11 protein-coding genes are annotated in these 12259 nt (G+C 50.3%); all 11 read left to right on the top strand.

All coding sequences use genetic code 11. The features are described 5' to 3' along the window. On the top strand, positions 1–537 hold a 537-nt coding region (locus tag V7D78_RS10300; protein WP_333608364.1), incomplete at its 5' end, for an ExeA family protein. Continuing rightward, on the top strand, positions 534–1586 hold the full coding sequence (locus V7D78_RS10295) for a tetratricopeptide repeat protein (protein WP_333608363.1): 1053 nt from the start codon (positions 534–536) through the stop codon (positions 1584–1586). The genes V7D78_RS10300 and V7D78_RS10295, both read left to right, overlap by 4 nt. Next, complete coding sequence (locus V7D78_RS10290) at positions 1587–3323, top strand: GspE/PulE family protein (protein ID WP_333608362.1); 1737 nt, start codon at positions 1587–1589, stop codon at positions 3321–3323. It begins immediately after the preceding gene. Between the two features lie 3 nt (positions 3324–3326). Beyond that, the gene (locus V7D78_RS10285) at positions 3327–4547 is read left to right on the top strand and encodes a type II secretion system F family protein (RefSeq protein ID WP_333608361.1); all 1221 of its coding nucleotides are present in this window, start codon (positions 3327–3329) and stop codon (positions 4545–4547) included. A 73-nt stretch (positions 4548–4620) separates the two neighbouring features. After that, positions 4621–5142 carry a type II secretion system protein gene (locus tag V7D78_RS17415; protein WP_442886525.1) on the top strand — a complete coding sequence of 174 codons (522 nt, stop codon included), beginning with the start codon at positions 4621–4623 and terminating at the stop codon, positions 5140–5142. 15 nt (positions 5143–5157) lie between these two features. Further along, the gene (locus tag V7D78_RS10275; RefSeq protein WP_333608360.1) at positions 5158–5643 is read left to right on the top strand and encodes a prepilin-type N-terminal cleavage/methylation domain-containing protein; all 486 of its coding nucleotides are present in this window, start codon (positions 5158–5160) and stop codon (positions 5641–5643) included. A 14-nt stretch (positions 5644–5657) separates the two neighbouring features. Continuing rightward, positions 5658–6125: a type II secretion system protein gene (locus V7D78_RS10270; protein WP_333608359.1), complete on the top strand. Its 468-nt coding sequence runs from the start codon at positions 5658–5660 to the stop codon at positions 6123–6125. Next, positions 6116–6685 (top strand): type IV pilus modification PilV family protein, encoded by a 570-nt coding sequence (locus V7D78_RS10265; RefSeq protein ID WP_333608358.1) that lies wholly within the window; start codon positions 6116–6118, stop codon positions 6683–6685. Before V7D78_RS10270 ends, V7D78_RS10265 begins: the two co-directional genes overlap by 10 nt. Continuing rightward, the gene (locus V7D78_RS10260; RefSeq protein ID WP_333608357.1) at positions 6685–7488 is read left to right on the top strand and encodes a prepilin-type N-terminal cleavage/methylation domain-containing protein; all 804 of its coding nucleotides are present in this window, start codon (positions 6685–6687) and stop codon (positions 7486–7488) included. Before V7D78_RS10265 ends, V7D78_RS10260 begins: the two co-directional genes overlap by 1 nt. Then, positions 7472–7909 (top strand): pilus assembly PilX N-terminal domain-containing protein, encoded by a 438-nt coding sequence (locus tag V7D78_RS10255; RefSeq protein ID WP_333608356.1) that lies wholly within the window; start codon positions 7472–7474, stop codon positions 7907–7909. Before V7D78_RS10260 ends, V7D78_RS10255 begins: the two co-directional genes overlap by 17 nt. Further along, the gene (locus tag V7D78_RS10250) at positions 7906–12030 is read left to right on the top strand and encodes a DUF6701 domain-containing protein (RefSeq protein WP_333608355.1); all 4125 of its coding nucleotides are present in this window, start codon (positions 7906–7908) and stop codon (positions 12028–12030) included. The genes V7D78_RS10255 and V7D78_RS10250 overlap by 4 nt, the downstream gene beginning before the upstream one ends. Positions 12031–12259: the final 229 nt, after the last annotated feature.

The raw sequence follows: 12259 nt of genomic DNA, 5'->3' as shown, positions 1-12259 counted from the left end.
GGCAAGCAAGTAATACTGGTCATTGATGAGGCTCAGGTAATGACAGATGACACTCTGGAAACCTTAAGGTTGCTAACCAATTTAGAAACCGAGCAGCGAAAATTATTACAGGTTGTGCTGTTTGGTCAGCCCGAGCTGGATCAACGATTGGCACAAGTACAGCTCAGGCAATTACGCCAGCGGGTGACTTTTTCTTTTACGTTAGCCGTGATGAATGCTCAACAAACTGAGCATTACCTGTCACAGCGCTTGCAGGTAGCAGGTGCAGAGCATCAGCTGTTTAGTAGCGGTGCCTTAGAGGGCTTGTGCCGTTTTAGCCGGGGCATCCCCCGGTTGGTCAATATACTGGCGCATAAAAGTTTGATGCTGGCGTATGGCGAAGGGGTGTCTGAGGTTAGTTCCCGGCATGTAAGATATGCAGCAGAAGATACCGATGATGTGATACAGCAAACCGGTGTTATCCGTGCTTACTGGCGCCTGTACCTGTTATTGGGGCTGTTATTTGCCGCCAGTGGTTATGCCTGGTACAGCCGATGAGTGTGATAAATAAAATGCTGCAAGACCTGGAGCAGCGCGGTGCGGCTACCGAACAGCCTGCGCGGTTAGCGACTCATATGCCCGTCTCTCAGCAGTATTGGTTAAGGCGCGTGCCCTGGCGGTTACTGGTAATGTTGCTGGTAGCTGCTGTCTTGCTGCTAAGTTGGCAACTTTTACTGAAAAAAACAGTACAACCTGAGCTAGTAGCTCTGCAGGACGAGCCAGTGCAGCAGACAGAGCTGTCAATCGTGCAATCTGAACCGCAGCCACTGCACCACCCGGCTGAGATCACTCAGGAAAATGAAAGCCTGGTTCAGCCTGAACAGGTTGTAGCTGTCTTAGCGCTGCAGCAGGCATCGGTACCGCCAGTCGCGACTGTTCCAGCTACCGAGCCTGAGCAAGCGACTTCGCCCAAGGACGTTGCGCCGCGCTCGGCGAACCCTGGCCAACTCAGCATTGCCCGCCATACCGAGTCGGCGGCGGCACAGCAACAGCGGCTATTGGCTGAAGCACGACAAGCGCAACAAAATGGTCAGTCGGCAGAGGCCATTCGGCTGTTACAACAACTGCAGCAACAGCAACCCTCGGTCTTATCAGCTTATTTACAACTGGCGCGTATTTATAGCCAGCAACAACAGTGGCAAACGGCCAGGCAATGGTTACTGCAGGCGCTAAACCTGGGGTTGGAGCAGCCAGAAGTATATTTTATGCTGGCCACTATAGCGGCAGAGCAGCAAGACTGGTTACAGGCCTTGGCGCATTTACCTGCGCGTTTTGAATTGACTAGTCATCCCGATTATTATGGACTGAAAGCAGCGGTATTGCAGCAGTTAGGTCGTCCGGCTGATGCCTACTTTTGGTACCGGCAATTACATCTACTACAGCCGACTCAGGCGCGATGGAGTTTGGGGGCGGCGGTGGTATTGGAGCAGCAGCAACAACAGCGGGCTGCTCGTTATTATTTTCAACAGGCACTGGCGCAGCGGCAAAATTTGTCGGTGGCCAGTGTCGATTATATTCAACAACGGCTTGCAGCCACGGATCCCTAGATGCAAAGACCTAAGTTAAAAATGCGATTGGGTGATTTACTGGTCGCCGAAAATATTATCAGCGAGCAGCAGTTAAATGAAGCCCTGGCCCGCCAGCAAAGTACTGGACGCAAATTAGGTGCTACTCTAATTGAACTGGCGGTGCTCAGTGAAGGCCAGTTGCTACAGTTTTTAGCGCAGCAGTTGCAAGTGCCTTTTTTGGATATTGCCCAAAAGCGCATTGATCCCAAGGCTGCACAACTACTGGCTGAAGTGCATGCCCGCCGCTGCCGGGCGTTGGTGCTCGAAGACCGGGGCGATTCGGTGCTGCTGGGCATGAGCGATCCGGCCGATCTCTCTATATTGGATCAAATAGCGCCCTTGCTGGCGCCGCGCAGCATTAACATTGCTGTCGTGCGTGAAAGCCAGTTAATGGAAGCCTTTGATGCTTTATACCGGCGTACTAAGGATATTGAAAGCTTTGCCAGCCAGTTACGTGAAGAGCATGGTGCCGATCAAAGCGAAGAACTGTCGCTTGGCGAGCAGGCCGACACCGACAATACCATAGCCAAATTACTACAATCTATATTTGAAGATGCTGTTCAGGTAAAAGCGTCTGATATCCATATAGAGCCAGACGAAAAGGTACTGCGTATTCGCCAGCGGGTTGATGGCGTATTACAGGAAAGTATTTTAAATGAAGTCAGTATTACTGCGGCCCTGGTGCTGCGCTTAAAGCTGATGGCAAATTTGGATATCTCCGAGAAACGCTTGCCGCAGGATGGCCGTTTTCAGATTAATGTGAAGCAGCACAAAATTGATGTACGGATGTCGACCATGCCGGTGCAATATGGCGAATCTGTGGTGATGCGCTTGCTGGACCAGTCTGCCGGTTTATTGCGGCTGGAAGATACAGGTATGCCAGATGATTTACTGGCGAAATTGCGGCGTATTGTGCAAAGCCCGCATGGCATGGTGTTAGTGACTGGCCCGACGGGGTCGGGTAAAACCACCACCCTCTATGGTTTGCTCAGTGAGTTAAATAAGGCAGGTAGCAAGGTGATCACAGTGGAAGATCCTGTTGAATACCGCTTGCCGCGAATTAATCAGGTGCAGGTTAATCATAAAATTGGCCTGAGCTTTAGCAACGTACTGCGTACTACCCTGCGTCAGGATCCCGACATTATCATGGTGGGTGAAATGCGTGATCAGGAAACCGCAGAGATGGGTTTGCGTGGTGCGCTGACCGGGCACTTAGTATTATCCACACTGCACACCAATGATGCGGTAACCAGTACCCTGCGTTTAATTGATATGGGGGCGGCGCCTTATCTGGTGGCTTCTGCGCTGCGAGCCATAGTGGCGCAACGTTTGGTGCGGCGCCTGTGTGAGTATTGTAAAGCGCCTTATCAGCCGGATGAGCTGGAGTTAAACTGGCTGCGCCATCATAAAACCGACAGTCAGGCACAATACTGGCACGCACCGGGCTGCCAATCTTGTCACCATACCGGTTATAAAGGCCGTTTAGGGGTGTTTGAGTTGCTGGTCATTAATAAACCGCTGGCTGATGCCCTGCGCCGTAGCGATTTTGAAGCCTTTAGTAGCCTGGCATATCACAGTGCGGATTTTACCAGCCTGGGGCAAATGGCGTTGGGCTATGCCAAACAAGGTATTACGACTCTGGAAGAAGTGATCAGGGTGTCAGAGTACCTTGAGACTGATCCGAATAACCCGCTTGCGCCGATAGCTGAGGACTAAGCCATGCCCAGTTTTAGCTACAAAGCACGTGATCAACATGGTAAGGCAGTGTCAGGCCAGTTAGAAGCGGCTAATCAGACGGCTGCGGCAGATCTGCTGCGTCAGCGGCAAGTGTTGCCCTTGAGTATCGAGGCGGTAGCGCAAAAAACGGAAGCTGGCGCTAATCTGGTGCTGTGGCAACCCAAAGTGAGTTTGGCGGAGCTGATCATTTTTTCCCGGCAGATGTATTCACTGATGAAAGCCGGTATTCCGATTATCCGCGCTATTGATAGCCTTGCAGAAAGTACCCGCTCAGTGCGCTTTCAGGATGTGCTTACCGACTTAGTCGAGCAGTTGCAAAGCGGTCGTAATTTGTCTAATGCCCTGGCGTCGCACCCCACGGTATTCAACCGGCTTACGGTAAGTATGGTGCATGTTGGCGAAAATACCGGACGCCTGGATGAAGCGTTTTTACAGCTGACTTACTACTTTGAGCAGGAGATGGAAACCCGCAAGCAAATTAAACAGGCGACCCGCTATCCGATGCTGGTACTGTTTGCCTTAGTGGTGGCACTGTTTATTATGAACATCTTCGTTATTCCTCAATTTGCCGCTATGTTCAGCCGCTTTAATGCCGAGCTACCCTGGTCAACCCAATTGCTGTTAGCCAGTTCATCGTTTTTTGTCGCCTACTGGCATCTGTTAATTATTTTTATCATCGGCTCAGTACTGGCAATAAAGTACTACGCCAATACCCCGGCTGGCAGCATCGTATGGGGTCGCTGGAAGCTAAAAGTGCCAATAGTGGGTGGCATTGTTTATCGGGCGACGTTGGGGCGTTTTGCCCGTAGCTTTGCCATGATGCTTAAAGCCGGTGTGCCTATTACCTCAGCTTTATCGCTGGTGGCGGATGCGGTAGATAACGACTTTTTAGGTATCAAGATCCGCGATATGCGGCGCAATATTGAAAGTGGTGAAAGTGTGCTCAGAGTATCTCAGCAAAGTGAGATGTTTACTAGCCTGGTACTGCAAATGATCGCGGTTGGCGAAGAAACCGGCCAGATGGATGAAATGTTGACGGAAGTGGCTGGTTTTTATGAGCGTGAAGTGGCCTATGATCTAAAAAGCCTGACCGCCAAGATCGAACCATTGCTAATTGCCGTGGTCGCCGCTATGGTGTTATTACTGGCATTGGGGATCTTTACGCCGATGTGGGATATGCTGGACGCCTATAAAGGAGGCTAGCAATGTGCGCAAATGCTGCAATAATTAAAAAAAACGATATACTAAGTTTATTAACCTGTCTGGGAGCAGAATAATGAAACAACAACAAGGCTTTACCTTAATTGAACTAGTGATAGTGGTCATTATTTTAGGCTTGCTGGCAGCAGTAGCCTTACCACGCTTTATTACCGTGACGGAAGAAGCAGAAAACGTCTCTATTGAAGCGGTAGCGGGCGGCTTCGCCTCTGGTGTCGGCTTAACCCGCGCGCAATGGGAAGTATCTGGTCGTCCGGCAGGCAGTGTCGATTATGATGGCATCACCGTTCAGGTAGGTACTAACGGTTATCCTATTGGTGGCCCTACCGCTGTGATGACAGATGAGCAATGTTTTAATGTACTGGATCAAATATTACAAAATCCACCCAGAGCCACCACCTCAACAGTGGTTGCAGATATTCAACGTGCGCGTTTATTTGTCAGAGCTGAAGCCGGTACCGAATGCCAATACTACCAAACCGCAGGTTTAACTGTGGCACCAACCGATTTTACCGGCCGTAACGGCTTTAATTATGTGCCTGCGACTGGCCGCATAAACACGTTTACTAATAAAAATTAACCGAGGTCCCTATAAATGAAACGCAGTCAAGCAGGTTTTACTTTAATAGAATTAATTATTGTTATTGTGATTTTAGGCATTCTGGCTGTCACCGCCGCGCCTAAGTTTTTGAATTTTGGTAGTGATGCAAATCGCTCAGTGTTATCTGGGGTTCGAGGTTCGCTTGAGTCTGCCGGTTCACTGGTTTATGGAAAATCTATAATTGCAGGTGTTCAGGGCACCGCTGCGGCTGATACCGAAGTTGAGGGGATACCTGTTACTTTTGGTTACCCAAAAGCGACGTCTGCAGCTTTGAGTGCGGCTGCTGAATTATCTGATTTTGTTTTTGGAGTAGCGGTTGCAGAAGTTATCGCTGCGGGGGCAGTAACCACACCAGGTTCGATAAGAATTGGTGCAACAGCAGCAGCTACCACAGACGATGGTAACTGTTACTTGCTGTATACTGCATCTGGTACTGCAGGTAGTAAGCCAGTAATTACGATCGAAGATAGCGGCTGCTAATAGCAGACTAACTGATGAAATCACCACTACAGCAACAAGGCTTTACGCTGATAGAGCTGATAGTGGTGCTGGTGATAATCGGGGTACTGGCGGTAAGCCTGGTACCCCGTTTTTTTTCTGCGGCCGGTAGCAGTGAATATACTTATCGCGATCAGGCACTGGCCATTTTATATCGCAGCCAGATGCAGGCGATGCACTGCAGCAATGCCGGTCTTTGCGATATCCCCATGTTACAATTTAGTAGTAAACAGCTGGGCACGACTAGCGGTTGTTTAAATAATGCCAGCCATCTGTGTATCGGCGCTAGTGAATCGGTAAGCCTCAGTTTTCCGCTAAGCCAATTGCGTTTTAACAGCTTAGGTCAGCCGGTGGATGCCAGTTTAAACCCGATTTGCACTTCAGGTTGCACCCTGCAAATACTGGGTAGCGCTACCCTTAGTGTCTGTATTGAAAGTGAGGGGTTTATTCACTCATGCGGCTAAACTCTCATTCAATACCGCGCTCAGTACGGCGTTCAGTGGCGCGCGGCGTCACGCTGATAGAGCTGATAGCCGGTATAGTGGTATTGGCGGTGGCGCTGAGCCTGATCACCTCGGTGCTGGGGCCTTTATACATTAAAAGTGCCGATCCCTGGCATCAAGTGCGGGCGGCAGAGCTTGGTCACAGCTTAATGAATGAAATACTGGCACGCTCGTTTGACGAACAATCCAGCCGCAGTGGCAGTCTGCTGCGTTGTAATGAAAGCAGCGCCAATGTCTGCACGCCCGTGGCTAATTTTGGCCCGGATGGCAGCGAAAGCCGGCTTAGTTTTAATGATGTCGATGATTTTGATGGCTTTATCGGCAGCGGTGATACGGTGCTGAGCAATATACTGGATGAAAACCTGGCGGCGTCATACCGGGCCTATCAGGTCGCTGTACAGGTACGTTATGCCGGAGCTGAACATGGCTTCAGTAATGGCGATGTCAAACGCATAGTGGTCACCGTGATCACGCCTACCGGGGCGCAGATACAGTTTTCCGGCTATAAGGGGAATTGGTAATGGGTCGTGGTTTTACGCTGATTGAGCTACTGGTTGTGTTGGTGCTTCTGGCGGTTTTGGCGGTAGGCGTTAGCAGCTATATTGGCACTGGTGCCCGCATGTATACCGAAGCTACCGGACGACAGCAGTTATTAGAACAAGGCCGTTTCGCCGCTGAGCGAATGGTGCGTGAACTCAGAAATGCGGCGCCAAATAGTGTACGTTCCAACAATACTGCTTTGTGGCACTGTCTGGAATTTAGCCCGGTATTAGGCAGCGGTCTTTATCAAAATGCACCCATTAAACCTATTAGTGATACAGCGTTGCACTTGCTGGCCATTGGCTGGAGCTCTGACTGGATAGGTTTACCCTTTACCCTTTACCCGACGACGCCTTCCGATATTTATACGGCATTAGCCACCGGCAGTGCCATTGACAGCGCCAGCCTGTTATTAAACGCAGTGGTGTTAGATGATAGCCAGTTTGGCCGGGTAGTCCTGGATCTGGATACCCCACATAGTTTCGCCGCCGACTCGCCGGAGCGGCGCTTTTATTTACTTGCTCCGAGCCCTGTCAGCTATTGCCTTGATGGTGCTCAGCAAAGACTTTACCGCTACAGCGGCTATGCTTACAGTGCCGCACAACAGTTACCGCCTGGCAGCACAGGGGTGTTGATGGCTAAAGGCGTAGCAGAGGCTCGCTTTGCTGTAGTGCCTCCAGTCCTGACACGTAATGCGGTAGTCAATTTGCAGCTACGTCTTGAGAACAATGCGGTATCGCCGGCTTTTTTTAATTATGAGGTACACCTTGTTAACGTTCCTTGAGCGGCTACCTTCGTATTATTCTGCTCATGCAGTTAAACAGCGGGGCAGTGCGCTGGTAGTGGCGGTATTTATTATTGTCGTCATGCTGATGCTGGTGCTGGCGTTAAGCCGCACCTTGCTCAGTAGTGGTGATAGCCTGATTTACGAAGTATTGGGTAGCAGGGCATTATTTGCCGCGCAAAGTGGTCTCGAATTATCACTGGTGCAGCTGTTTCCGCTGGATGCCAGCGGCAGCTGTGTCAGTCGTATCTATCCATTTAGCGGTGAGGGCTTGCAGGGCTGCCAGGCCTTGGTGCAATGCTCTACCGTTAGCGTACTCATGCCTGAGCCGGTGCAGTTACATCAGCTAACCAGCATTGGCAGTTGTGTTGCCAATGAATTTACCAGCAGCCGTACGGTGAGTATTGAGGTGCGGCAATGAAGTGGCTGTTAGCCGTTTTCTTATTTTTCAGCAGTTTGGCTCAAGCCAATAATTGTGCTGATATCTGGAGCCAGGCTATTCGCAGTAATAGTGCAGTTCCGGCAAGCATTGCTTTTCCGGCAACGCCTAACCCAACCTTGTCCCTGAATATGCAGCCAATCGATTATTATTATCCAGATAATCAGGACTATACTATCGGCAATGGCCTTGTGCTAACCTCGAATGGTGCTACAACAAAGTTGTTTATCAACGGCAACCTGACCATTGGCAATAATGCTATTTTAAACTCTAATGGTCCACCGCAAAATTTTATGCTGGTCGTTAGTGGTAGCCTGACCCTCGGTAATAATGCTGTAATAAATGGTTTTGTGTTAGCAGGCGGCGCTGTTCAGCTAAGTAATAATGCGCAAATAAATGGTGCAGTGACGGCTAAAAGCGCGGTAGCAAACTTTGGTGTAGTGAATTACCGGCCTGAAGCAATACCAGCATTGATTGGTGGGGTGGTGTGCGCCAGGTTATTTGCAAATGATGACTTTGAAAGCTACGCCACCGGCAGTATTGCTGGATTAAATGGCGGCACGGGCTGGGGAGGCAGCTGGACCGGGATTGCTGGTCGGCAGCAAATTATTGATGTCAGCAGTCAGCGGCTACAGTATGTGGCAGCAAATGGTGAATTTATTGCCGGCGGCCGGCGTGCTCTGCAGCTATCGGGTAGTAATAATGTGGCGGCAACCAGGCCGCTACCCCTGGCACACCGCGATGATGTGGTCTACGTCAGCATGCTGATGCGCTTTCAGCTAGGTGCAGGTAACAACAAGTTTGTAGCATTATGGTTTGATCAAACCGGCTTTAGTAACATTCCAAATATTGGCATTAAAACTAACCGTGGTTCGGGAGCTGGAGCGGAAGATCTCTTTGTCAGAACGCTCACCAATAATGACGTATACACCATGCCGATAGAAAATGGAGTCAGTTATTTATTGGTTGGACGATTAAGTAAAAGCACGCCGGGTGCTGAGCAACCCTACAATCGTTTTGAACTATGGGTAAACCCCGCGAACCTCAGTGAAAAACCTGCTGTGGCGGATGTCGTGTCAGTGGGCAATAGCAATATTAATAGCTTTGCACAAATTGGCTTTAGAACTGCAAATTTGAGCGATACCGAACAAGTAACACTGGATCGCGTAGCACTGGGGACCAGCTGGCAGGATGTAGTGACTCCGTCTACGCAACCGACGCAATGTTTTTTTGATGATTTTGAACGTACCGAGGTAGGCGATGACTGGGCGGTAACTAACAAAAGCGGCACTTTTGGCAACCCACGCTTAGTCAATGGCCGCCTCAGAATGACCAACAACAGCTCTAATGTTGCGACATCTGCTACGTTACAACGCTTGTTTCCATCAGCCGGAAACCTGGTAATTGTAGAGTATGATTTTTATGCTTACGGCGGCAATAGCGCCGATGGTATGGCTCTAGTATTTTCTGATGCCGATATTACGCCCGAGCCAGGTGGATATGGCGGCTCACTGGGTTATGCCAATCGTTGTGGTGTGTCTGGCTTTAGTGGTGGCTGGTTGGGGCTGGGGCTGGATACCTTTGGTAACTATTCAAACCCAACTGAATGCAGACTGGGCGGGCCTGGATCACGCGCTAACGCGATAGCTCTTCGAGGCTCTGGCGTCAATCAAACAGGTTACCGTTATATTTCTGGTACCGCCGCACTGACGCCTGCCGTACGTACGGCAAACCAAAATATTTCTCATCGCTATAGGGTGACCATTGATAGCCGCAATCCGGCCAATTCCTGGGTCACTATTGCCCGCGATACCGGCATTGGCTTTATCAATTTAATCGGGCCTGTTGATGTGTTAACCAGTGATGGTCAGGCGGCCGTACCTGCCGAGTTACTGTTAACGCTGACAGGCTCTACCGGCGGTTCAAATGACAACCACGAAGTGGACAACGTTGAAGTGTGCGCGCTGAACATTCAGCCTGTGCGCCGTGATATTAATCATTTCAGAATTTTACACAGTGGTAATGCCCTAACCTGTGAAGCGGCACCGGTGACCATACTGGCTTGTGCCAATAACAGTTGTAGCGAACGCTTTAATGGCCCGGTTGATATTAGCCTGCTGCCGGTTAATGGTTGGCTGGGCGGTGCGGATTACAGCCAGAGTGGGCCGGCCTTTAACTTTAGCGGGGGGCAATTAGATGTCGCTATCCGCAATAGCAGTGCCACTACGCTGACGTTAGATATCAACAGCAGTTCGCCAACAGCGCAAAATGTGATCCGCTGTTTTAACAGTGGTGTTGAAGGCAGTTGCCAGCTGAGTTTCAGCAATATTGGTATTCAGGTCGATGGTGATGCCAGTATCGCCTTAAAATCCCCATTACCGACACAATTAACGGGCAAGCCGTCAAATATAGGTTTTAATGCGGCACAACAGCGCTTGCGTGTGGTGCGTACCAATACCAACACCGGCGCTTGCGAAGCGGCGTTGCAAAATCAGACGCTGGGTGTGCAATTTCGCTATCTGTTACCTGAGGCTGCAGAAGGGCTCAACAATAACCAAATGACTATTACCGGAGCCAGCAGCGTTAACCTGATCGCTGCGAACAATGCACAAACGGTACAGCTGCAATTTGGTGCTGATGGCAGTGCGCCCTTTGTGGTGCAAGCCAGAGATGCTGGGCGTTATACGTTGCGGGCAGATATGCAGGTACCTGTTACCGCCCCTGATGGCAGTGTGCTATCAGGTACTTTAGCCAGAAATGATACCAGCATGCCCTTTGTGGTCAGGCCGCTGGCGGTATTTGCCGAGGCCAGCGGGAACCCGATCGCGCTGAACGCATCAGGGCCTGCATTTATTGCGGCGGGTGATAACTTTGTGCTGAATAGCCGCACGGTAAGTTGGCAACCAGGAATGGATGATAACAATGATGGCAATTGGGATCAGTGCGATCTGCCTACATTAGCTATGCCTGCCATTAGTCCGCGAGTCCCTGCATGGGCAGTCGGGCAGCCCGTTGCCAGTCTGAGAGCGCCAGTGCCAGGCACTGCGGGAAACTTACAATACAGTGCCAACTTGCAATTCCCGGCACAGACGACTAGCAGCAACAGTCCACAACTGCAATACAGTGAGGTGGGTATAGTACAGTTTGAGGCGCCAATCAGCTTTTTGGGGGCGTCTTTACAGCTGTGCTCGGCCAATATTGGTCGTTTTGTGCCAGCCAGTTTTGCGCTGAGCGATTTGGCACTGGCGCCTTATCCAGGCTGTGCTGCTAATGGCCAGCATTGGTATATGCGTCAACCGATGCAACTGGCATTCAGCTTGAGCGCGCAAAACAGACAAGGTTTATTAACCCGGAATTATCAGGATGCTTTTGTTCGCGCCTCACCTTTATTGCAAGCCGCCAATGCGGCAGATGGCATCGATCGTACTGCGCGGTTAACCGCCAGTTTTAGTGATAGTGGTTGGTCAGCTGGTCGGGCCGATTTTTCTATTGTCAGCGACGGCAGTGGTGAACCGCAACTGTGGTTCAACCGGCAAAGTACTGGCGCAGCAGATGGTCCTTTTAGTCAACTTGCCCTGGGCTTGCGGGTGCTGGATGGAGAAACGCCGGTATTTGCCGGTATTGCTGATGCTGATATGAATGTGGCTTTAGCCGGGAATTGCAGTGGCATTAGTTGCAATGCCAGGCGGTTAGCCGAGTTTAACCTGCGCTATGGCCGCCTGCTGCTTGAAAACAGCTTTGGCCCTGAATTTGATGAATTGCCGGTACGTTTGCTGGCGCAATATTGGGATGGTAACCGTTTTGCAACTAATACCCTGGATAACTGCAGTCCGATAGCCGCTAGCCGCTTACAATTAATGCCTGCAACGCTGAGTCCGCAAGCCACTGCTGCAGCGCTTGTAGCTGGTCAGAGTCGCAATCGTGATTTGTATTTGCCGGCACCAGGAGCGCCGGGTGTCATTGCCGCTGAATATCTGGTGCCGCTATGGCTGCAATATGACTGGCTAAACGATGGTAACTTTACTGATAACCCCCGAGCTGAGTTTATCTTTGGCCGTTTTCGGGGTAATCCGCGGCAGATTTTCTGGCGCGAGGTGTTTTAACTGTGCCTTGCGGCCTTAAAAATAGCGCAATAAGTTAAATTGACAACGGCAGCCGTTTAATTTATGAAAAATGTCATAAAAAGCTATTTTCTTGCCAGAGACTTACTTAGAATAGAGCTCATTACTTGTATGGTATGCCGATAATAGGCTTGCTGCGGTTAGCAGGCGTTAGTGTTATATCGGCTGCCCGTTAACTAAGGCCTTCTTCTCCCATGTTTAAAAAACTGCG

The sequence above is a fragment of the Arsukibacterium sp. genome (genome assembly GCF_036735525.1).
Lineage (GTDB): Bacteria > Pseudomonadota > Gammaproteobacteria > Enterobacterales > Alteromonadaceae > Alishewanella.
Note: the sequence above shows the minus strand (reverse complement) of the source record. Positions and strands in the feature narration are given on the sequence as shown.

Excerpts from the sequence above, each read along its gene's own strand:
- V7D78_RS10260 (WP_333608357.1), top strand. The coding sequence starts at position 6,685 with ATGGGTCGTGGTTTTACGCTGATTGAGCTACTGGTTGTGTTGGTGCTT.
- V7D78_RS10295 (WP_333608363.1), top strand. The coding sequence starts at position 534 with ATGAGTGTGATAAATAAAATGCTGCAAGACCTGGAGCAGCGCGGTGCG.
- V7D78_RS10285 (WP_333608361.1), top strand. The coding sequence starts at position 3,327 with ATGCCCAGTTTTAGCTACAAAGCACGTGATCAACATGGTAAGGCAGTG.
- V7D78_RS10265 (WP_333608358.1), top strand. The coding sequence starts at position 6,116 with ATGCGGCTAAACTCTCATTCAATACCGCGCTCAGTACGGCGTTCAGTG.
- V7D78_RS10275 (WP_333608360.1), top strand. The coding sequence starts at position 5,158 with ATGAAACGCAGTCAAGCAGGTTTTACTTTAATAGAATTAATTATTGTT.
- V7D78_RS10250 (WP_333608355.1), top strand. The coding sequence starts at position 7,906 with ATGAAGTGGCTGTTAGCCGTTTTCTTATTTTTCAGCAGTTTGGCTCAA.
- V7D78_RS10290 (WP_333608362.1), top strand. The coding sequence starts at position 1,587 with ATGCAAAGACCTAAGTTAAAAATGCGATTGGGTGATTTACTGGTCGCC.
- V7D78_RS17415 (WP_442886525.1), top strand. The coding sequence starts at position 4,621 with ATGAAACAACAACAAGGCTTTACCTTAATTGAACTAGTGATAGTGGTC.
- V7D78_RS10270 (WP_333608359.1), top strand. The coding sequence starts at position 5,658 with ATGAAATCACCACTACAGCAACAAGGCTTTACGCTGATAGAGCTGATA.